Origin of the sequence: Maribacter sp. UBA3344, from assembly GCF_002362375.1 — a bacterium.
Taxonomy (GTDB): Bacteria; Bacteroidota; Bacteroidia; order Flavobacteriales; family Flavobacteriaceae; genus Maribacter; species Maribacter dokdonensis.
Map to the genome: position 1 here is coordinate 290386 of NZ_DERI01000012.1, position 21100 is coordinate 311485.

General features: G+C 32.5%; 23 protein-coding genes. 22 read left to right on the top strand and 1 reads right to left on the bottom strand.

Annotated features, from left to right (window positions below):
• Positions 1–13: 13 nt before the first annotated feature.
• Entirely contained in the window at positions 14–1744 is a 1731-nt protein-coding gene (locus tag B2Z27_RS10510) for an APC family permease (RefSeq protein WP_286813611.1), read from the bottom strand.
• Between the two features lie 112 nt (positions 1745–1856).
• Between B2Z27_RS10510 and B2Z27_RS10515 the strand changes: the two genes are divergently transcribed.
• The 22 genes from B2Z27_RS10515 to B2Z27_RS10620 all read left to right on the top strand — a co-directional run bounded on the left by B2Z27_RS10515 (position 1857) and on the right by B2Z27_RS10620 (position 20827).
• Positions 1857–2531 (top strand): response regulator transcription factor, encoded by a 675-nt coding sequence (locus B2Z27_RS10515; RefSeq protein WP_286813612.1) that lies wholly within the window; start codon positions 1857–1859, stop codon positions 2529–2531.
• A 133-nt stretch (positions 2532–2664) separates the two neighbouring features.
• Positions 2665–3789, top strand: a complete 1125-nt coding sequence (locus B2Z27_RS10520) for a sensor histidine kinase (protein WP_286813613.1) — start codon at positions 2665–2667, stop codon at positions 3787–3789.
• Between the two features lie 82 nt (positions 3790–3871).
• Positions 3872–4309, top strand: coding sequence for a hypothetical protein (locus B2Z27_RS10525; RefSeq protein ID WP_286813614.1), 438 nt, complete (start codon positions 3872–3874; stop codon positions 4307–4309).
• 53 nt (positions 4310–4362) lie between these two features.
• Positions 4363–6780: a TonB-dependent receptor domain-containing protein gene (locus B2Z27_RS10530; protein ID WP_286813615.1), complete on the top strand. Its 2418-nt coding sequence runs from the start codon at positions 4363–4365 to the stop codon at positions 6778–6780.
• Between the two features lie 130 nt (positions 6781–6910).
• Positions 6911–7387, top strand: coding sequence for a PepSY-like domain-containing protein (locus B2Z27_RS10535; protein ID WP_286813616.1), 477 nt, complete (start codon positions 6911–6913; stop codon positions 7385–7387).
• 219 nt (positions 7388–7606) lie between these two features.
• Positions 7607–8077, top strand: coding sequence for a hypothetical protein (locus tag B2Z27_RS10540; RefSeq protein ID WP_286813617.1), 471 nt, complete (start codon positions 7607–7609; stop codon positions 8075–8077).
• A 462-nt stretch (positions 8078–8539) separates the two neighbouring features.
• On the top strand, positions 8540–10345 hold the full coding sequence (locus B2Z27_RS10545; RefSeq protein WP_349677505.1) for an LTA synthase family protein: 1806 nt from the start codon (positions 8540–8542) through the stop codon (positions 10343–10345).
• Positions 10342–11229: a diacylglycerol/lipid kinase family protein gene (locus B2Z27_RS10550; RefSeq protein ID WP_286813619.1), complete on the top strand. Its 888-nt coding sequence runs from the start codon at positions 10342–10344 to the stop codon at positions 11227–11229. Before B2Z27_RS10545 ends, B2Z27_RS10550 begins: the two co-directional genes overlap by 4 nt.
• A gap of 126 nt (positions 11230–11355) precedes the next feature.
• Positions 11356–11940 (top strand): phosphatase PAP2 family protein, encoded by a 585-nt coding sequence (locus B2Z27_RS10555; RefSeq protein ID WP_286813620.1) that lies wholly within the window; start codon positions 11356–11358, stop codon positions 11938–11940.
• A gap of 102 nt (positions 11941–12042) precedes the next feature.
• Positions 12043–12672 carry a phosphatase PAP2 family protein gene (locus B2Z27_RS10560; RefSeq protein WP_286813621.1) on the top strand — a complete coding sequence of 210 codons (630 nt, stop codon included), beginning with the start codon at positions 12043–12045 and terminating at the stop codon, positions 12670–12672.
• A gap of 71 nt (positions 12673–12743) precedes the next feature.
• Positions 12744–13268 carry an HD domain-containing protein gene (locus B2Z27_RS10565; protein ID WP_286813622.1) on the top strand — a complete coding sequence of 175 codons (525 nt, stop codon included), beginning with the start codon at positions 12744–12746 and terminating at the stop codon, positions 13266–13268.
• A 28-nt stretch (positions 13269–13296) separates the two neighbouring features.
• Entirely contained in the window at positions 13297–13866 is a 570-nt protein-coding gene (locus tag B2Z27_RS10570; RefSeq protein WP_286813623.1) for a phosphatase PAP2 family protein, read from the top strand.
• Positions 13867–14658: 792 nt separating this feature from the next.
• Positions 14659–15000, top strand: a complete 342-nt coding sequence (locus tag B2Z27_RS10575; protein ID WP_286813624.1) for a single-stranded DNA-binding protein — start codon at positions 14659–14661, stop codon at positions 14998–15000.
• A 70-nt stretch (positions 15001–15070) separates the two neighbouring features.
• The gene (locus tag B2Z27_RS10580; RefSeq protein WP_099189237.1) at positions 15071–15451 is read left to right on the top strand and encodes a DUF6876 family protein; all 381 of its coding nucleotides are present in this window, start codon (positions 15071–15073) and stop codon (positions 15449–15451) included.
• 4 nt (positions 15452–15455) lie between these two features.
• Positions 15456–15653 (top strand): hypothetical protein, encoded by a 198-nt coding sequence (locus B2Z27_RS10585; RefSeq protein ID WP_068486768.1) that lies wholly within the window; start codon positions 15456–15458, stop codon positions 15651–15653.
• Between the two features lie 379 nt (positions 15654–16032).
• The gene (locus B2Z27_RS10590; protein ID WP_068486770.1) at positions 16033–16431 is read left to right on the top strand and encodes a BfmA/BtgA family mobilization protein; all 399 of its coding nucleotides are present in this window, start codon (positions 16033–16035) and stop codon (positions 16429–16431) included.
• Positions 16432–16443: 12 nt separating this feature from the next.
• Entirely contained in the window at positions 16444–17472 is a 1029-nt protein-coding gene (gene mobB / locus B2Z27_RS10595) for a MobB family relaxase (RefSeq protein ID WP_286813625.1), read from the top strand.
• Position 17473: 1 nt separating this feature from the next.
• On the top strand, positions 17474–19060 hold the full coding sequence (locus tag B2Z27_RS10600; protein ID WP_286813626.1) for a type IV secretory system conjugative DNA transfer family protein: 1587 nt from the start codon (positions 17474–17476) through the stop codon (positions 19058–19060).
• 136 nt (positions 19061–19196) lie between these two features.
• Complete coding sequence (locus B2Z27_RS10605; RefSeq protein WP_286813627.1) at positions 19197–19565, top strand: ArsR/SmtB family transcription factor; 369 nt, start codon at positions 19197–19199, stop codon at positions 19563–19565.
• On the top strand, positions 19562–20158 hold the full coding sequence (gene merTP, locus B2Z27_RS10610; RefSeq protein WP_286813628.1) for a mercuric transport protein MerTP: 597 nt from the start codon (positions 19562–19564) through the stop codon (positions 20156–20158). The genes B2Z27_RS10605 and merTP overlap by 4 nt, the downstream gene beginning before the upstream one ends.
• 7 nt (positions 20159–20165) lie before the next feature.
• Complete coding sequence (locus B2Z27_RS10615) at positions 20166–20372, top strand: GDCCVxC domain-containing (seleno)protein (RefSeq protein ID WP_286813629.1); 207 nt, start codon at positions 20166–20168, stop codon at positions 20370–20372.
• 59 nt (positions 20373–20431) lie between these two features.
• Positions 20432–20827: a hypothetical protein gene (locus B2Z27_RS10620; RefSeq protein WP_233273965.1), complete on the top strand. Its 396-nt coding sequence runs from the start codon at positions 20432–20434 to the stop codon at positions 20825–20827.
• Positions 20828–21100: the final 273 nt, after the last annotated feature.

The following is a 21100-nucleotide window of genomic DNA, read 5'->3' on the forward strand; positions in this document are numbered from 1 at the left end:
TTAGTCCAAGTTTTTATATAATTAACCGCACCTCTCCTAATTCTTGAATCTTATATGGAAATTTTTGACCTGGTGAAGCTATAAACATAAAATTAGTGGGAATGTGCCAACGTTTCGAAAGTTCCTTGATTTTTTCAGGCCCAAAAACACCCGGTTCTATAATAAATTCAACATTTATCAATGAATATGCTCTATCTAGTGTTTCAATATCACTTTTAAGATTTGGGGCGATAGTATCCCCTTCATCTAAAACAGTTACAATTTTTATGCGTTTTGTAGATTCATTTTCCGAAATGTACAAGAGTACTTTATTTAAAATCGAAACATCATCGTGATTGGTAAAATAGACGAATTGTTGTCTGTTTATAGTATTTAAGGCTTTTTTAATTGACTTATTCAATCTTACGAAAATTGCATTTTTTTCGGGGAAGACGTAATCCAGTATTTTCAGAAAAACTCTAAAAATAGATGTGCGATAGAGCATAAAGTACACAACTGCCAATGTCGGAATAAGGTATTCAATAAAAATGGCCAGATATTGCGGGTTTAAAATCACATTACCAACAATTGCAACGGCAACTGCAATAACACCTATAAATAAACCTAGCCAACTTGACCTTTCGGGTCTTGGCAATCGTGAACGATTGACCTTCAGTAATAGGTTTCCTATCCCGAATAAAATCATAACCGACAAAAATGCAATAGTATATACACCAGCAAGTTTTGCCAAATCACCTTGGGTAATCAGTAAAATGGAAACACAAAGCCCAAAAAACAAGATAAAGATTAGGTAATTACTTCCTTTTCTCGTTTTCTTCAAAAGTACTTTTGGCAGTATTCTGTCTAAAGCCATACGCTTCATTAAACCGCCCACACCAACAAATGAGGTAAGTACGGCACCACTTAAAACCAACGCAGCATCTATACCAATTAAAAGCGATAACCAACTGCCGCTTGCAGTTTTCCCCATTATGGATAATAGTGCATCTTGGTTATCTACAACGGTAGAAATAGGTATAAGACAGAGTGCCAAAAATGCAATGAGCGGATTAAAAACAGTCACCACAATCCACATATTGCGTAAAGTTTTTGGGAAGACCCCTTTTTCTTGTTCTTCCACATAATTGGCAGAGCTTTCAAAGCCACTTATGCCAAGCATTGCTGCAGAAAATCCTAAAATCAAAGCTGTTATTATACCTCCTTTTACAGGTGTATTAAAATTTGAAAACAAAGTTTCTGTTCCGTTTTTAAATAAGAAAAAGAAACAAAATCCGCAAAGAATTGTAAGTGATAATAAGTGAAATAGAAATATAGCAATCGCTACTTTAGACGATTCGCCAATACCTAAAATTACCAATCCCATAAATAGCAAAAGCAAACCGATGGTAACAGGAATTACAGGAATGACATTCCAAATACTATGTGCATATTTTACGGCTTCACTTGCAGAAATTACAGCTGTTGCCATGTATGATAATACGGTTAAGGAAGCTGCTAAAGAAGCTGTAGATTTTTTGGTGGTATTTAGTAAAGCATTGTAAGCACCACCATTAAGCGGCAATGCACCAACCACTTCACCATAAATTCTTCTAAAAAAAAACAGTACTACAGCAACGACTAATAATGAAATCCAAGCATATTGCCCAGCATAAACAATGGCAAGTGCAGAAACATATAAACATGAGGAACTAATATCATTGCCACAAATCGCTGTGGCTTCGAGTTGGTTGAGTTTTTTTGGCATATATAAATTTAAGGAACAAATCTTAAGCAATTTTAAAGTTTGAGGTAAAGGAAAAAATACTTTAGAATTTCCTTAGAATCAAATATTAGTTTTATACTTAAATTTACTTGAGATGAAAATATTAATAGCCGAGGACGAAATTTCTTTACAGCAATCTATCGCAACTTATTTGGAAAAAGATGGTAATACCTGTGAAGTAGCATCTGATTTTAAAGAGGCAATCTATAAGGTTGATCTTTACGAATATGATTTAATTCTATTAGATATCAATTTAACTACTGGGAGTGGTTTGGATATTCTTAAAACTTTAAAAAAGAATAAGAAAGAATCTGGAGTTATCATCATTTCTGCAAATAATTCATTAGATGATAAATTGGACGGACTAGATTTAGGAGCAGATGATTATATTACTAAGCCTTTTCATCTTGCAGAATTAAATTCACGTATTAAAGCGGTGCTACGCAGAGGTAAATATGGTGGAGACAACACTATAACTTTTAATGAAATTAAAGTTGATACCAAATCGCGAACTGCCTTTGTTAACGGAAAATCTTTGGGGTTGACACGGAAAGAATATGATTTATTGGTCTTTTTTATGACCAATAAGGGAAGAGTATTATCAAAAGAAATTATTGCTGAACATTTGTGGGGTGATAATAGTGATTTGGCTGATAATTTTGACTTTATTTATGTGCATATTAATAATCTACGTAAAAAATTGACAGGCGAAGGAGCAAAGTATATTAAAACAGCCTATGGTAGTGGTTATAAATTTATAGAAGATTAAAGTGAATAGAAAAGCAAAAAAAATAAGACTAATAAGAAAAACATCAAGAACTTTTCTTTGGATAAGTTTTCTATTGATGCTAATTAGTACTATAGCTCTTTATTTCTATGTGAAAAATTTAATGCGCTCCGAGGTGGAAGAAGAACTTTACTCTACTACGGCAAGAGTTGAAGCATCACTTACCAAGAATGAAGTCATGTTTTCTTTATCACCTTTGGTTGAAGTTACTTATGCTAATTTGATTTCTCCAGAAATATTAAAGGATACTATAATTTATGACCCATCGCAAAATGAAATGGAGGAATTTCGCGAATTATCTAGTTTTAAAGAAATTAAAGGAAAAATATATAAGATTACAGTTAGAAATTTAATCGTTGAATCCGAAGATATATTAATAGCCATAATATTATCTTATATGACTATTATTCTATTAGTATTTGTGTTTTTATTTTACTTCAATAAAGCACGAAATAAAAAATTATGGCTTCCTTTTTTTACCAATTTAGAGGCCATAAAAAACTTCTCCATTACTTCCGATAAACCTATTCCATTGGTTGATAGTGAAATTATAGAATTTTCAGAATTAAAAGACGAAGTTGAGATTTTAATAAACAAGGTACGTTCAGATTATAAGAACCTAAAGCACTATACAGAAGATGTTTCGCATGAACTTCAAACCCCATTAGCCATTATTCAGGCAAAAATTGAAAATATTATTAATGGCGAAGATTTAAATGATGATCAGTTCAAACATTTGACATCTATACAAAAAGATATTCAGAGGTTAACTCAAATGAACAAACGGCTTACATTATTGACAAAAATAGAGAATAACCAATTCGATAATCTTGAAAGTGTAAATATGTATGATTGCATTGGAGCAACCGTTAAAAACTTTCAAGAATTATCAAACGTACAAATTCAAATATCAGGAGATGTTACTTCGCCTTTGGTTAAAATGGATCCATATTTAGCAGAGGTATTATGTAATAATTTGGTTTCAAATGCGCTTAAGCATAGTAATCCAGATGGTATTGTGAAAATTTTAACATCAAACAAAATAATTTCAATTTCAAATCAAGGTTCAAAAGCATTAGAGCATCCTGAGAAATTATATTCTCGTTTTTATAGAGAGTCTGAATTAGCTAAATCTACTGGATTAGGTTTAGCAATTGTACATAAAATCTGTCAATTATATAAATTTAAAATAAGTTATCAATTTGCTGATGGTACCCACACCTTTAGTATTAGATTCTGAATTTAAACTAAATATCTATCATATTACAACTTTAAGTTTACTTTAGAATTCGAACCTATTTTTGCTCTTTCAATTAATTTATATGGAAGGAGTTTTAAGAGTTTTTATCGGTATTATTATCCTTGGAGGGTTATTGCTATTTATATACCTAATAAATACTCCTAAAGAAGTGAAAATTTCGTTTGCTAAAAAGTTTCCGATGGCAACAGATGTCTTTTGGGAAAGAGAATCATTAGATGAATGGGAGGCTGAATTTAAAATGCAGGATAATGATTATTCAGCTATTTTTTTGGAAAATGGTAATTGGGTAGAATCAGAACATAAAATTGCATTTCAAGAGATGACTTTAGTTGCAAAGAATACGCTGACAAAGGAATTTCCTAATTATAAAGTTGAGCTAGTAGAACTACTGGAAACTTTAAATACTTCCGCTTATGAAATTCAAATTTCGCAGGATAGCAAATCAATAAAGGTTCTAATCTCATTAGAAGGTTTGTTATTAAGCAATTTAAAAGAATAAAAACGACATTTAAATTCAATTGTGTTTTATAGACATACATTTTCAAAGACTATATGATAAATAAACTTTTTTACATCTTATTGTTTTTAGGTTCCACATTCGTTTATTCCCAGGAAAACATAAACATAAGTGGTCAATTGTTCGATTCGGAAACTAAAGAATCCATTCCGTTCGTTAATGTTTCTGTTCATAATTTTGATAATAATAAATTAATTACAGGGACAATTACGGATATGGATGGTAGGTTTGTCATACAAGGGCTTATGGTTGGGAAATATGAACTTTATTTTTCTTATATTGGATATAAGGGAGCACAACAAACTTTGGTGGCTGGTGGTTTAAATAATGTTTTTAATTTAGGGAAAATAGAACTTACCCCTAGTGCAGAAATTCTAGAAGAGGTACAGGTTATAGGTCAAGAGTCCACTACAAATTCCGATTTAAACAAAAAGTCTTTTAATTTAGAAAACAATATTGCTCAATCTGGTGGATCTGTTCTTGATGCTATGAAAACTATGCCTGGAGTCGCTTTTGATCAAGAAGGGAAGGTTGTATTAAGGGGGAGTGATAAAGTGGTTGTTTTAATTGACGGCAAACAGAGTAGTTTAACAGGCTTTGGTAATCAAAAAGGTTTAGGGAGCATTCCGGCTTCTAATATCGAAAAAATAGAGATTATTAATAACCCTTCTGCGAAATACGATGCCAACGGTTTTGCTGGAATTATTAATATCATTTATAAAAAAGAAAAACAAGCAGGTTTAAATGGTGATGTTGGATTATCTTTTGGCTTAGGGGCAATAGGAAAACGAAGACAAGACACTAAGACTGACCTTGGAAGTTTTTCTGTAAATCCAAAACTTATTCCCAGTGTAAACTTAAGCTATAGAAAGGGCAAGGTTAATTATTTTCTACAGTCAGAATTTATTGCGCAGAAAGCGTTGCCTAATAATGAATTTACCACTAGAAATTATGCTGACGGACGTAATATTGTTTCTCAGGTTCCTGAAAACAGAAAGCAGTTTAGATCCATAATAAAAGGAGGGATTGATTATGATTTGGATGAAAATAACAGCTTTACGTTTTCAGGATTATATGATCGTGAAAAGCATATTGATACGGCGCAGGTAGCATTCATTAATTTAAACAATGATCAAAGAAACAGATTTTATAATTGGCAAGAGAATGAGGTTACAAGGTATATAAGCGGTAGCGTAAACTACAGACATAATTTTGAGGAACCAGGGCATACATTAAGTACAAATGCACAATACACGCAAGGTTTAGAAGATGAAACGTATTCACTAAATGATAGTTCTGCTGTGAGGATAGGAAGAGATAAGACCAATATTAAAGCCATTGAAAATACAACAAGTGTTTCAGCAGATTATGTTCGCCCTCTAAAAAATGGGCGTGTTGAATTAGGTGCAAAACTTCGTGTAAGAAGACTGCCAGTAGACTATACCATAACACCTGGCATGAGTTCTATTATTTATCCGGGTCTAGGAACATTTTCTGATTGGGGCGAAAATTTATATGCAGGCTATGTAAACTATTTATTGGAAAAGGAAAAATATGATATTGAGGGTGGTTTGCGAGCAGAACAAACCAAAGTGTTTTACAATCTAGATCCCACTAATATCTATTATCCTAACAACGATGATTATGATTATTTTGAACTTTTTCCAAGTGTTCGTTTCACTTATAAATTAAATAATAACAATAAACTGTCAGCTTTTTATAATCGTCGTATTGATCGTCCAGGAGAACCAGAGCTAAGAATATTCCCTAAATATGATGATCCAGAACTATTAAAAGTCGGTAACCCATATTTACGTCCACAATTAACCGATGCCTTTGAACTTGCCCATAAATACTCATGGGGTAGGGGTTCGTTGTTTTCTGCACTTTATCATAGGTTGATAGAAGACCAATATCAACGTATTTATAGTATTGATAATTCTAATTCTGATTATGATATTGTCAATAGAATTTATCAAAATACGGGTAGTGCCACAAATACAGGTATAGAATTGTTGTTTAGTCAAGATATCACAAATACTTTTAAAGTGTCGGCAAGTTTTAATGGGTATATTAATGCTATAGAGGCATACCAAGGAACGTTGTTGTTTCCTTTTGAAAGATCATTTTCCATTGATGAATCAAACGATGCGGCTTGGGATGCTAAACTAACTAGTGAGTTTCTACTACCCTTAGATATTTCTGCACAATTAACAGGTGTGTATTATTCTGCCAAAAATATTCCTCAAGGAGAACAATTAAGTAGGTCTTCGGTAGATGTGGGTCTAAAAAAGAATATTTGGGAGAATAAAGGAGAAATAACTCTTGCAGCAACCGATATTTTCAACACATTTGGTATTCGACAAGAACTAGATGGCGTAGGGTTTACTGCACTTTATGAGAATTACTACGAAACTCAAATTATTAGGGTAGGAATGAAATATCGCTTTTAAAGTGTTATATGCCAATATATCATAGTTTTGTTAATTGAGTTTTGCTTAAGAATTGCTTTAAATCATCTTTAGAATTGATAATTACATTTACCATATGATTAAATATATAAGTAGTAATTAAAATGAAATAATGATGAAAAAATTAAAAATTTTAGGAGCAGCGCTTTTTGCAACAGTAATTGGAATGGGTATTTTCGCTTTTGGTACAATTGACGATGCCCCACAAAAGGTAAGAAAAGCTTTTGCTAAAAAATTCCCAAATATAAAGAAGGTTAAATGGGAAAAAGAAAGTGACACTGAATGGGAAGGGGAGTTCAAAATGAAAGGTATAGAGTATTCTGCTAACTATTTACAAGATGGTACTTGGCAAGAAACGGAACACGAGATTAAAAAGAAATCTATCCCAGCAAATATAAAAACAACTTTGCAAACCGAATTCTCAGATTATGAAATTGAAGAAGCAGAAATTTCTGAAACTAAAGATGGCTCGGTATATGAGTTTGAATTAGAAATGGGAGAGGAAGAATTGGAAGTAGTAATTGACACTAATGGTAGAGTTTTAAAAAAGGAAATTTTAAAAGAGACTAATAAAGAAGATACGAAATAGGTTTTTTCATAGTTTGAGTTTTGAGTGTTTAGCTAAAAGTGGTCGTGACAATTGTTTTGACCACTTTTTTTATATGTTTAATATTTTAATTGTGATAATATCTTCATTGAAAAAAGGTGTTTTTTAACTAAAATATGGTAAAGAATTACTTTAGATTCTCTTTAAGACCTCTTTAGATTTCACCGCTATATTTACTGAGTAACCTATAGTAAATATAATATGAAACCATTTTTAATAGTATTGATTTTATTTTTCCTATCCTTTTTTCAGTCTTGTTTACAAACAGTACCTAAGGTAACTTCCGAAGCCTTTTCTAAAAAGTTTTTAGGCGCAAAAGATGTTATTTGGCAAGAAGGACCAAACAAAGATTGGGTGGCTACTTTTTATATGAAAAAGTTCAATTATATGACCGCATATTATACGGAAAAAGGAGAATTTGAGTCATTTGAAATAGAAATTAATGATGAAGATATTCCTGCATATTTGGTACAAAAAGTTTTTCTAAAATACCCTTCGGCAACAATTTACAGTGTATTCGAAAAAAATACGCTTCATGATAGAAAGTACATTTTTGAAATTATTGATAAAGGGAATCTCTTTGGGTTGCTTTTTAAAGAAAATGGAAAACTTATTATAATTCCTAAAGATGACTATCGCTTTCAAAAAAGAATAAAAATAGAAAACGATTAAAGCTTAGGATAGCTACAAAATACTATGTAGCCGAACTCTTAAATAATGGAAATTTTTATTAATGATACTCTTTTTTAATTATTATTCTACTTAAAAGTGTGGTAATATTTAATTATCATTTTGGTATAATTAAGGTTGTATAAAATAAAGTGTAATAATAATATTATGAATTTTTAGTGATTTTGTAATGAATTTACCAATTTTTTATAAGAAACAATGTACTCTGAAACTTTAAAATTTCTTTAGATTTCAAGTCTACTTTTAACCACAAATTAAATTTTAATGTGGTCTAAATTATTTCCAAAACGATTTTCTTTATTGAAAGTTTTTGTTATTATTTTTCTTTCTTTCTCTTTTTTGGTAAGGTTAAGCTTTTTATTGTGGGATTTTAGAGAAGTAGATTCTAACGTATTCAATTTAATAAAGACTTTTGTCGTAGGGTTGTTTTTTGATATTGGTACAGTGTCCTATTTTACAATCCCTTATTTAATTTATTTAATTTTTTTCCCTGTTAAATGGTATGGTAGTTTAGTAGACAGAATAATCACTTTTTTTGGTTTTTCTTTAGGGGTTCTTATTATTTATTTTTCATTTTTCGGAGAATTTACGTTTTGGGACGAATTTCAAAGAAGATATAATTTCATTGCTGTAGACTATTTAATTTACACCTATGAAGTTGTTAAAAATATTAATGAATCATATCCACTTCCTATTTTAATAGGGTCTTTACTTGTTTTAGTTTTTCTGACCGTTTTTTCAACTATTAAACTTGGGTTTTTACAATCAACATTTAAAAATGAAACATTATTTAAGAATAAGCTATTTGCAGCTTTACCATGGTTTGTAATTGTGTTTATATGTAGTTTTTTAATAACCAACGATCAAGCGGAATGGTCTATTAACCGCTATAATAATGAACTTTCAAAAGCTGGTATTTATTCATTTTTTGCGGCATTTAGAAATAATGAGCTAGCTTATTCTGAATTTTATAAAACAATTCCGGAGAAGGAGGCTTTTGAAATTATACGAAGCGATTTTGAAAATAAAGGGGAAACTATTCTTTATCCCAATAAAAATGAAATTCTAAGAACTGTAATAAATACCGATAGTATTAAAAATGAGCAAAAACCGAATGTAATATTTATTTGCATTGAAAGTTTAAGTGCTAAGTATTTACAAACTTTCGGTGGCGACGAAAACATAACACCGACTTTAGATTCATTAGCACAAGAAAGTTTATTTTTTACTAATCTATTTGCCACGGGCACTAGAACAGTAAGAGGTATGGAGGCAATCACATTATCAATTCCACCAACTCCAGGACGTAGTATTGTGAAACGAAAGAATAATACTGGTCTATTTACTATTGGGGAAGTGTTTAAAATGAAGGGTTATCAACGAAATTTCTTCTACGGTGGAGATGGGTATTTTGATAATATGAACACTTATTTTGGAGGAAACGGTTTTAATATAGTGGACAGAGGGCGTGGATTTTTATTGGATAAAAGTATTACAACTACTCGGACCAATATTGAGGATGATGAAGTAACATTTGAGAATGCTTGGGGCGTTTGTGATGAGGATATTTATGCGAAGGTTTTAAAAGAGGCAGATAAGGCATATAAAACGGGTATTCCATTTTTTGATTTTGTGATGACTACATCTAACCATAAACCTTATACATATCCTGAAGACAAAATTGACATACCTTCAGGATCAGGAAGAAATGGAGCCATTAAATACACGGACTACGCAATAGGGGAATTTTTAGAAACAGCTAAAACTAAACCTTGGTTTAATAATACGGTTTTCGTAATAATGAGTGATCATTGCGCCAGTAGCGCAGGACGATGGGAGTTAGACATACAAAATTATCACATCCCAGGTCTTATCTATAATTTACCTGATTCTCAGCCTCAAAAAATCACAAAGTTAAGTTCTCAGATAGATATGTTTCCAACGTTATTTGCACAGCTTGGTTGGGATTATGAATCTAATTTATTCGGTCAAAATATTTTAAATATGAAACCTGAAGATGAACGAGCATTTGTGGGTAACTATAGAAAGTTAGGTTATTTGAAGAATGACAAAGTTATGGTTTTAGGTGACGGAGAAACTGCTAATTTCTATCAATGGAACCCTATGGATAATAGTTTAAAAGTTTTGCCTTTAGATGAGGTTTTTTTAAAAACAACAATCTCTAATTATCAAGTGGCTGATTATTTGTATCAAAATGGTGGGCTTGAGTTAAAAAACATGGTAAAATGATAGATATTCATTTTATCGTTAATCCAATTGCAGGTAAGGGGAAGTCATCAATAACAGAGACTATATTAAAACCATTTTTTATAGACAGCCTTTATAGGCTAGTAATAAAACAATCTGCTTTTAAAAAACATGCTACCCAGTTAACAAAGGATTCAATCGCTGAAAAAGCTGATATAATTGTTGCGTGTGGTGGGGATGGTACTATAAATGAAGTAGCGAGGTGTTTAGTAGGTAGTAATATTCCTTTAGGAATTATACCTATGGGTTCTGGAAACGGACTGGCTTCAAATCTTAATATTCCTAAAAAAATAAGGAAGGCATTAGAAATAATAAAAAATAGACATGTTATTAAAATAGATGTCGGTCAAATTAATAACAAACCTTTTTTTAGTAATATGGGTATAGGTTTTGATGCTAATGTTATAAAACATTATGAATCTTCTCAAAAAAGGACCCTTTACGGTTATTTAGGTGCATGTATAACCTCTATTAAAGATATTAAAAGAAGCAGATGTTTATCTGTTAATATCAATGAAACTATCAGTCTTGATGATCCTTTCATTATAATGGTTTCTAATTCTAATGAAATGGGGTATAAACTTAGTCTTACTCCAAAAGCATCTTTACAAGATGGGCTTTTAGATGTACTTATTATTTCAAAAATTAATAGGACAAAGATGCTTTGGCTTGGAGTCTTAATTCTTTTTAGAAAAATAGCTTGGTTAAAAGAAGCTAAAATGTTTCAAACAAATAAACTTCAGCTATCGTCTAACGATGAGTCATATTTTGAAACTCAAATAGACGGAGAATTTCAAAAAATTGATAATGGTATGCTTAATATTTCGATTTATAAAAGTGCTTTAAATGTCTTAGTTGCAATTTAATTATGTCATAAAGCGTATCAAGATTAGCTACTTTAAATTTCCTTTAGAATTGGTGTTTACTTTCGTTTAAAATTAATTCGAAATATGTAACCTAGGTAATAGGTGTTAACAGTAACCTTTTAATTAATGATAAGTAGAATATACTTTATTTATAAAGAAAATCTCTGGAATACCCATCTTTTAATTGTCTTAATAACTTCACTTCTACTAATAGGCAGTAACAATTTATTGGGACAGAGTAGAACAATTCAGTCATCTGGAGACGTATTACTGTTTGCATTACCTGCGTCAGCATTAACTAGTTCGTTGATACTTAAAGATTATAAAGGAACTTTGCAATTTGCTAAAGGCTTTGCGGTTAATCAGGCGATAACTATAGGTTTAAAGTATGTAACCGATAAAAAACGACCTTTTAATAACGGCGACAGGGCCTTTCCGTCTGGTCATACATCTACGACATTTCAAAGTGCAGCTTTTATTCAAAAGCGGTATGGCTGGAAATATGGAATTCCTGCATATGCGCTGGCTGGTTTTACAGGATATAGTCGTATAAATGCACAAAAACATGATGGTTGGGATGTACTTGCTGGCGCTGTAGTTGGTATAGGTAGTGCTTATTTATTTACCACTCCATATCAAAGAGAGCATATGGAACTTACATTTTCAAACGACGAAAAAAGTTTTGCTCTTGGTTTCGTCTATAAATTTTAAAAAATGAGGAATAAATTTTTTTTAATGTTTTTTCTTTTGACCAGTTTAGTCTTTTGTTATGCACAAAAAGATTCTACTTTTCAAAGTAGGAAAAACACTTTGTTGAAAAAAAGTATAGTTCCTTTATCTCTAATAGGAACGGGAATCGTTTTATCCGATAGTGGATTTGAGAAGTCATTTAATACTACAACTCGAAATTGGGTAGGGAACGACTATGGAACAAATTTAGATGATTATACAAGATATGCGCCAGTCGCAACTTTATATATTGCAGATTTAGCTGGTGTTAAAGCGGAGAATCATTGGTTTGACCAAACAAAGAATCTTGCTATTTCAATGATTCTTACCGATGTATTTACAAGGGCCATTAAAAAAAATGTTTTCAAAATTAGACCAGACGGATCTAACGCTAGCGCTTTTCCATCTGGGCATACATCAATTACTTTTGCCTCTGGCGCCGTAGTTTATGAGGAATTTAAAAATTCTAATTCAATATTAGCCTATTCTGGTTATGGTTTTGCAACAGTTACTGGCGGTTTACGCATGGCTAATAATAAGCATTGGTTATCTGATGTGTTGGTAGGTGCTGGTTTAGGTATAATGGTAACTAAATTAGTTTATCATTTTGATTATCTGTTTAAATGGAATCCATTTATAAAATCGAAGGACATGTCTCTTGTTCCTCGTTATTCTGATGGAAATGTTGGGCTATATTTTTCTAAAACTTTTTAGAGACTATGAACGCATTGATTGAGAGAGCAAAAATATATTGCATTAATATATTACAAAAAAGTCGATGCCATATGTTGCCTTTTCATAATGAGTATCACACTTTACAGGTTTATGAAAATGTTGTTAGAATTGGAGCTTATGAAAAACTAGATTTTGAGGCGCTTGAACCGGTATTGTTAGCGGCCTTGTTTCATGACATAGGTAACGTAACCACTTTTCAGGGGCACGAAGACTTAGGTATTGATAAAGCGAAAACTTTTTTGTGTTCTGAAGAATACCCAAAATCTAAAATGGATACAGTTACTAATTGTATACGAGCTACACGTATGCCTCAACAACCTTTAAGTATTTATGAGAATATAATCTGTGATGCCGACTTGTATCATTTGGGTACCAATGAGTTTTTAGAAAAGAATATGCTTTTACGAAAAGAATGGTCAGATTATTTAAGTATGGACTATTCAGATGATACCTGGAATACTTTAAATATTCAATTCTTACAACAACATAAATTTCACACCAACTTTGGAATAGAAATTCTTGAGCCGATAAAAAAACAAAACATAAAACTTTTAGAAGATTATAAAAATTTTTAATCGATTATTTCATAATCTACTAGTTAGTATGAAACAAACTTTATTCCTTTTTTTATTGTTAGCCACTAAGTTAGGCATTGGACAAGAAATTGACTCCCGAAGTGAAATAAGAAGGGAAACCAATATTCAGGCGTTTGGTGACTATGCACAGTTTGCCCCCACGGCTGTTTCTTTTATAACGGTTATCGCCAAAAAAGATAAAAATGGCTTTTGGCAATTGACCAAATCGGCAGGAACTAACCTAGCTCTAACATATGTGCTGAAATACGGCATCAATAAGCATAGACCTGAAGGGCGCACGGACGGTAAAGCTTTTCCTTCCGGTCATACTTCGTTCGCTTTTCAAGGTGCTTCATTTCTTCAAAGACGCTACGGGTGGAAATATGGAGTTCCCGCATATGCCGTTGCAGCATATGTGGGGTGGAGTAGAATGGAGGGTATTGGTGAAAGACACGACGGTTGGGATGTGTTGGCAGGTGCAGCTGTAGGTATCGGTAGCACATATTTATTTACTACACCTTATGCTAGAGAACATTTTGACCTTTCATTTAAAAGTGGTGGCGGAGATTATCTGATTGGTGTAAACTTTAAATTTTAGGTGCGTATTTCGAATAAATTAACGTAAAAAACTGTTGTTTTCTACAATGTTTAATGTTTGGCAATTGAAGTCACCGTGCTATTTTATTGATAATCTTTTAGATAAAGAAAAAGTAAGTTTGAAAATAAATTTAAAAAGAAGAATTAATCTTAAGTGTTGTCAATTATTTAAAGTACAATTAACCCCGATTTATATTATTACATATAATTCCGTTCAGCACATTCCCCTACATTTCGCGAAAAGCTTCATTTCGGAAAAAGAGCTTCACTGCCAAAGGTCTTGAACAAGATGCTAAAATTTTAGATTTCCACTTCACTTCTCCCGCCGAAAATGGCAGGAACGCTACATTCCCAATATAAAATTTTAACATCACGTTCGCTTAAAAGGAAAATTGAATTTCAATTTGTTCCGCATCCAATGATTATATATTTCTTAAGGTATTTAGTACTACTTCCGAACCTCCACTATTACCTTTTTTTGACAGCAAAATAAGAACATTCCATCTTGGACAGCGGCATAAAGCCGTTACGCTTTTTATACGCCTAACCAAGTTGGAATATTGAAAAGTCTAGGCAACAAAAAAAGGTAACAGCGAAGGCACTATGGGAAGTAAATCTAAAACGAATCTTATGAAATCTTACAGAATCATTAAAATGGACGTGGAACAAAAGTTAAAAAAAAATCAAAAGGAAAACGCTCTGGATATAATAAGTAAATCATTTCAAAAAAATAAAAATACTTACAGTCTGAATGGTTCAGATAGTTTATTAATTAATCTTTAAATATTTTATTATGAGTACGTTAAAAAACAAAGTACAGTTAATTGGGAATGTAGGAAATGCTCCTGAAATCAAGTCTTTAGAAAGTGGCAAGAAAGTCGCTAATTTTTCAATTGCTACCAATGAGTTTTATAAGAACTCGAATGGTGAGAAAGTACAGAATACGGAATGGCACAACATTGTAGCTTGGGGTAAAATTGCCGACATAGTTGAAAAATTTGTAGGCAAGGGGAAGGAAGTAGCCATTGAGGGAAAACTGACTTCTAGAAGCTATGAAACCGAAGCAGGGGAAAAACGATATGTTACCGAAGTGGTAGCTAACGAAATCTTATTATTAGGTATCAAAGGCGAGTAAAAATAAAGTGGGCGTTCCCGTCGAAAGATACGCCCTCTTTTTCATTATTAAATTCTTAAAGAAAATTACAATGAATGATAAAGTTAGAGAAATTACAGAAGGATTACAACATTTTAACGGTACTGAAATCTTTTATCAAATCCCATTAACACGGACTCGTTTTACGGATGGTTTAAAATACTTGGCTAACGTCGCAGGGTGTTTTTGGCTGATAACGGATGTTTCAGTTATTGCCAAGAGTTTGATGGATAAGAGTTATTTTATAACTATTGATTTTAAACGCTTAGCTGAAAAGGAAAAAACTGAGCTTGAATGTGAAGCAATAATAACTTATAGTGATGGAAACGACAACATTTTTGAATCACATCGATATAGTTTTACAGATTTTCCTTTGGATAAATTACGATTGTATTTTGTAGATAATACATTAATGCTACCAAGCGAATATTAGCAGTATGGTATATCTAAATTATAATAACTTGGATGGTGAAACTCAAGAGCGATTGTTAAAACGATCTCGAGAAGAAATTGAAAATAAACATGGTAAAGAACTTCGCATGTATGCGGTAAATTATCAGAAGGATTATAGTGTTGTCTTGGAAGAAGAAGCAATCCGTAATCTGTATAATTACAAATTCATTTTTACAATTTAAATAAAAACTAATTTGAAATTGAACGGGCAGCTTTAAAAAGTTGCCTTTCTTGTTTTAGGGAAAATTCATCGGTTTTCAAATTATACTTCCAAATCAATAATACTGTCTCTAATCCACTCTTAAATTTTTCTGTTTTAAAGCTAGTAGGTAAAAGAGCCTTTACCTTAAAGGAAAGGTATTCTTAATTTCCCCTGCGGGGAAAAAGGAATAGCAAGAGGGTAACCCGCTGGCGCAAGGTTTCGGTTTTCAGTTTTTTCAAAGCATTAGTATTTATGGGCTCTAACACGGTTTGGTTTTTTTTTGAATTGAATATTAGAGTTTCTTTTTTACTAAAATCTCACGTCAGCCCCATTAAAGAGCGAAATTTTTTACTAAAAAGATGGATAAAGGATATGAAAAAGAAGGCTTTGTAACCTTCAAGATTAAGATTTCGGTAGCGATTAGATTTAGACGGTTTTGCAAGAAAATGTCAGAATCGCAATCGATGGCTTTACTTCTGATGATAGCTTTTTTCGAGGAAAATGGTATTTCTCCACATGAAGCTATCGGACCTAAAATGCAAACTTTGGAATCGCTGATCAAGAAGCGAATCAATGGAGTGATTGCGATTATGAAGGACATCGAAAAGAATCAAACCAAACCAACGGTTGCTATGATGCAATCGCTTTTTGAACAAGCTGAGCCATCGAAGAAGAATTTGATTTTGGAAAAGGAATTGCCAGAAGAAAAGTCAAAAGTCAGGTTTGTTGAGCGATTAGAAAATGATGATGAATTATAAAACTTTAAAGTGATGTTTATAACCGTAACGGCGCAGAAATTAGGAGGCAATTATTCACAAAGTTCAGCGGGTTTCGTTGAATATTTAGAAAAGGAAAACCAAGGATTGGAACAAGAACATATGGAACATTTCTTCAATCAATATGGAGATGAAATAAGTGCATCTGAAGTGGTTAAGGAAATTGACGGGAATGCATCTAAACTGAAAAAGAAAGAGCCTAAGTTTTATTCCATTACTGTTAGTCCAAGTAAGTATGAACTTAGAAAATTAGAAAATAGTCGAGAAGATTTGAAGCGATATACGAGAGCGATAATGAAAGATTATGCGAGCTGTTTTAATCGTGAGATTAATGGTAAACAGGTAACTGTTAATGATATTAAATACTATGCTAAAATTGAACATCAACGAACTTTTAAGGGAACGGATAAACAAGTCCGGGAGAATCAACCAGTCGCAACCAAAATTTTAAATCTAAAAAATGAAATTAGACAAATTAAGCAAGGGCAACAGGAGGGAAGCATCAAAAGACTAGAAAGTAAAATTTGCCGATTAGAGAAAGAAGCGCCCCATCAACAAAAAGGAAAACGCATTGTTCAGGGAATGAATAAGGAGGGCAACCAGAGCCATATTCATATTATCGTAAGTAGAAAGGATATGTCTGATTCCGTAAGTCTTTCTCCAGGAAGTAAATACAAAGCTTCTGATGTAATGATAAATGGAAAATTGGTAAAGCGTGGTTTTGATAGGGATTCGTTTTTTACAAAAGCGGAAAAGACATTTGATGCCACTTTTGACTATAAGCGTAATTATGCGGAATCCTATAAATCAAAGAAAGATTTTATCAAGAACCCTAAAGTCTATTTCACAACTTTAATGGGGTTATCTTCAAATGAGAAAGCAGTTGCTTTTAAAATTTTAGGTAAGGCTGGTGTGCCATTGAATAGTATTCCTACCAATAAAGTACAACTAGCTTTAAAAACGATAAAATATCTAAAGCGAGGTGTTGATGTGGCTCTTAAATCAGGTTCAATAGGTATTTAACATGGAAACACATGGTCTATTTTTTACTATTGTTTTAATATCAGGACTGGCTTTGACTTTTTGGGGTACGTTTAAAATTACTCGATTTGCTTTTCCTATCAATTTGGCAATTACATCAGGATGTTTGGGTATTCTATTTGTTTTAGATTCGAATTTTTTAAGTAGGGCGGGAGCTGGTCTTTATATTGGTTGTCCCTTATTATTGCTAAATGTGGTTCTGTATGTGTTTCTTCAGAAAGAAACATTAAACAAGGACAACAAGTATCAGGTTCATTTTAAAGTAAAACGGGGCAATTTTATAATTGAGAACATTAAACGAGGAGCTTCTATAATTGGTTCTGCAGGAAGTGGAAAAACAGAAAGTGTAGTCTTAAATTTCTTAACACATTTTAGTGAGCATTCTTTTTGTGGGATAATTCACGATTATAAGAACTTTGAAATAACAGAAATGGCATACCCTTTATTTGAAGCTAATGGAATTGATTTTAAAATTATTTCTTTTGATGAAATCTACGATAGGGTAAATCCAATTGCACCTCAGTATTTGCAAAATGAAGAGAGCGTAAATGAAGTGGCACGTGTACTGATGGAAAACTTATTGGAACAAAAAGGATCTGGAAGTTTTGGAGCTAGCAAATTCTTTATTGATGCCGCGGAAGGGTTAATAGGCGGTATGATTTGGAAACTACGAACATCTTATTCAAAATACTGCACATTACCGCATCTAATAGCTATTTATCAATTTCTTGACACAGACAGCCTTATTGCTTTTTTGAGTTCCAATACGACCGCTAAAGCTATGGCAGATGCTTTTATAAGTGGTAAGGATTCCGATAGGCAAACTGCCGGTGTAAAAAGCACATTGGCCAATGCGTTGAAGAAAATAAGTACGCAAAGCATTTTTATGGTACTCTCAGCAGATGAAGTACCATTGAACATAAGTACTCAAAAAAAGCCAACAGTTGTATCTATTGTAAACAACCCCAAATATGAAACTGCTTTCTCACCGGTAATAGCAACTATTATCCATACAATTACTAAACAAATGAGTATACGTTCAGGTAAATCGTCATTTCTATTGATGGAGGAAGCACCTACTATCCGACTCTTGAATATGCACCGTATTCCGGCTACGCTGCGCAGTTATGATATTGCTACTGTTTATGTGATGCAGGACAAAATACAGAACGATATGATGTATGGGGACAAGGCCAGTAAGGCGATATTAAGCAACTTATCTTATCAATTCTTCGGAAAAGTAAATGATCCAGACACAGCAAAATACTACGAACGCTTCTTTGAGATAGTTAAGAATGAGACCACAAGTGTAAACAGAGGTTATAATCTAAATTTTGATACACGAATTACTACTGGAGAGAGAGAAGTCGCTAAAGTTAGGGCAGATGTATTCTTTCGTTTAAAACAAGGTGAGTTTGTAACTTTCGCTGATGGCAAGGATAAAAAGGTTCAGTTTAAATTGCCTATTATCAATAAGAAGATACCTAAAAGAAAGAAGATGTTTACTCACGAGGATTTACAAGAGAATTTTAAGAGGATAAATCAAGAGGCCAAATCTATTTTCAAGTAGCATTTTCAAATAAAAGGTACGACAAAAATTCAAACGGGATTTGTGTAATGATTTTTATTTAAGAATAATTTTAAAGTAGCTTAAATTTAGTATATTTTATTATTTAAGCAAATACTTAAATAAGTATATTTGAAAAATGGAAAAGCATATTTGCATTAGGTTGGAAGCAGATGTTAGCCAGATAATGGACTGTCGGTCTTCAATAGTGGGGCTAGAAAAACCCTTAACTTTGGTTGCCGAGGTCCTCAACCTTGCGGGAAATAAGGTTAGACTTCAGATTCTACACTTGCTTCAAAGAGAGGAAAGACTATGTGTTTGTGATTTGAGCGATATTCTGGAAATGAATGTATCAGCTATTTCACAACACTTAAGAAAACTAAAGGATAGAAATTTAATTTATGCAACAAAGGATGCTCAAACCATTTTTTATGCGCTTAATAAAGATAAGTTGTCGATATTGAACCCTATTTTAAATTTGTTGAATACAGAAAATATTTCGGTATGATTGGTAATAGAAAATTAATCGGGACCTCGATTATAACAGCCTTGACGGCATCTATATGTTGTGTTATGCCTGTTCTTGCGATATTTGCAGGAACTGCAGGTTTAGCGTCTACCTTTTCTTGGTTGGCACCTTTTAGACCTTATTTAATTGTTTTTACTGTATTTACTCTAGCATTTACATGGTACCAAAAATTCAAGCCTAAAACCAAAGCTGAAATTGATTGCGAATGTGATGATCAGGAACCAAAGTTTATTAATTCCAAAGTTTTATTATCCTTTATTACGTTATTCGCTGGAGCCATGTTAGCATTTCCATCCTACTCTCATATTTTTTATTCCGGTCCAGATTCAAGAAAGGAAATCGTTTATGTTGAGAAATCGAACGTAAAAGTGTATAAGGTAACCATTGAAGGAATGACTTGTACAGGTTGCGAGGCACATATTGAAAGTAAAGTCGCAGAATTTGATGGAGTACTTTATGTTAAAGCAGATTATAAGGCGGCTAGCACAATCATAAAATATGATGAAACTAAAGTCGACCTTGAGAAAATAGAAACTGCCATTTTGAGTACAGGATATAATATAATAAAGTAAAAAAGTAATGGATATACTACTTGAATCTACAATTATCTGCCCTACGTGTAATCATAAAGCAATAGAGAAGATGCCCACAACAACATGCCAGTTTTTCTATAAGTGTGAAAATTGTAAAGCATTGCTAAAGCCTAAGGAAGGAAATTGTTGTGTTTATTGCTCCTATGGAACAGTTCCTTGTCCACCAATTCAAGAAAACAAATATTGTTGCTAACATCCGAACAATCTTTGCACAACAGTTGCATTAAACAATTTGTATCTTTGTTAAAATTTATGAAAACACTTTTTTCCATATCAATGTCGCTATTGTTCTTTTTTCAGGGAATTAGTCTTGATATGGACTTTTGTGGACCCATTAAAGAAATTTCAAACATCGTAACCCATTACCAGGACCATAAGGTTTATGGTGACTCTTTCCTCGATTATGTAGTTGAAGATTACTTTGGTAAGGAAGCAAAAGATGAAAGGCACCACAATGACTCTGATAAGGAGAATGCACCTGTACATAGCCATCATCAATGTTGTCACCCCTTAGTTTTGTTTGCTGCAAATAAAAATACCGATACAACAAATCGGTTAAAGTTTGAAGATAAAAAGCAATTTAGTTTATATAAAGTAAACTTCACTTCCAGATATCTGGAATCGCTTTTCCAACCCCCTAAAGTATAATTCGGTTTTTTAAAGGATAGTTATATCCTATCGTGATGCTTTTCAAAGTAAGTGTCGCATCATAAACGCTTTGCATCTCTTTGCATTGCGATGTTTAAACTGAATTAATACTTTTTTTATGATTAACAAAATCATTTCATTTTCCATTAATAACAAGTTTATTATTGGGCTCTTTATAGTGGCACTGGTAGGTACGGGCATTTGGTCTATGGCCACTATAAACCTGGGTTCTGTACCCGATATTACCAACAACCAAGTACAGGTTATTACAGT

Excerpts from the sequence above, each read along its gene's own strand:
- merTP (WP_286813628.1), top strand. The coding sequence starts at position 19,562 with ATGATTGGTAATAGAAAATTAATCGGGACCTCGATTATAACAGCCTTG.
- B2Z27_RS10510 (WP_286813611.1), bottom strand. The coding sequence starts at position 1,744 with ATGCCAAAAAAACTCAACCAACTCGAAGCCACAGCGATTTGTGGCAAT.
- B2Z27_RS10590 (WP_068486770.1), top strand. The coding sequence starts at position 16,033 with ATGGATAAAGGATATGAAAAAGAAGGCTTTGTAACCTTCAAGATTAAG.
- mobB (WP_286813625.1), top strand. The coding sequence starts at position 16,444 with ATGTTTATAACCGTAACGGCGCAGAAATTAGGAGGCAATTATTCACAA.
- B2Z27_RS10620 (WP_233273965.1), top strand. The coding sequence starts at position 20,432 with ATGAAAACACTTTTTTCCATATCAATGTCGCTATTGTTCTTTTTTCAG.
- B2Z27_RS10585 (WP_068486768.1), top strand. The coding sequence starts at position 15,456 with ATGGTATATCTAAATTATAATAACTTGGATGGTGAAACTCAAGAGCGA.
- B2Z27_RS10515 (WP_286813612.1), top strand. The coding sequence starts at position 1,857 with ATGAAAATATTAATAGCCGAGGACGAAATTTCTTTACAGCAATCTATC.
- B2Z27_RS10535 (WP_286813616.1), top strand. The coding sequence starts at position 6,911 with ATGATGAAAAAATTAAAAATTTTAGGAGCAGCGCTTTTTGCAACAGTA.
- B2Z27_RS10570 (WP_286813623.1), top strand. The coding sequence starts at position 13,297 with ATGAAACAAACTTTATTCCTTTTTTTATTGTTAGCCACTAAGTTAGGC.
- B2Z27_RS10540 (WP_286813617.1), top strand. The coding sequence starts at position 7,607 with ATGAAACCATTTTTAATAGTATTGATTTTATTTTTCCTATCCTTTTTT.
- B2Z27_RS10605 (WP_286813627.1), top strand. The coding sequence starts at position 19,197 with ATGGAAAAGCATATTTGCATTAGGTTGGAAGCAGATGTTAGCCAGATA.
- B2Z27_RS10575 (WP_286813624.1), top strand. The coding sequence starts at position 14,659 with ATGAGTACGTTAAAAAACAAAGTACAGTTAATTGGGAATGTAGGAAAT.
- B2Z27_RS10550 (WP_286813619.1), top strand. The coding sequence starts at position 10,342 with ATGATAGATATTCATTTTATCGTTAATCCAATTGCAGGTAAGGGGAAG.
- B2Z27_RS10580 (WP_099189237.1), top strand. The coding sequence starts at position 15,071 with ATGAATGATAAAGTTAGAGAAATTACAGAAGGATTACAACATTTTAAC.
- B2Z27_RS10555 (WP_286813620.1), top strand. The coding sequence starts at position 11,356 with ATGATAAGTAGAATATACTTTATTTATAAAGAAAATCTCTGGAATACC.
- B2Z27_RS10600 (WP_286813626.1), top strand. The coding sequence starts at position 17,474 with ATGGAAACACATGGTCTATTTTTTACTATTGTTTTAATATCAGGACTG.
- B2Z27_RS10615 (WP_286813629.1), top strand. The coding sequence starts at position 20,166 with ATGGATATACTACTTGAATCTACAATTATCTGCCCTACGTGTAATCAT.
- B2Z27_RS10530 (WP_286813615.1), top strand. The coding sequence starts at position 4,363 with ATGATAAATAAACTTTTTTACATCTTATTGTTTTTAGGTTCCACATTC.
- B2Z27_RS10525 (WP_286813614.1), top strand. The coding sequence starts at position 3,872 with ATGGAAGGAGTTTTAAGAGTTTTTATCGGTATTATTATCCTTGGAGGG.
- B2Z27_RS10565 (WP_286813622.1), top strand. The coding sequence starts at position 12,744 with ATGTTGCCTTTTCATAATGAGTATCACACTTTACAGGTTTATGAAAAT.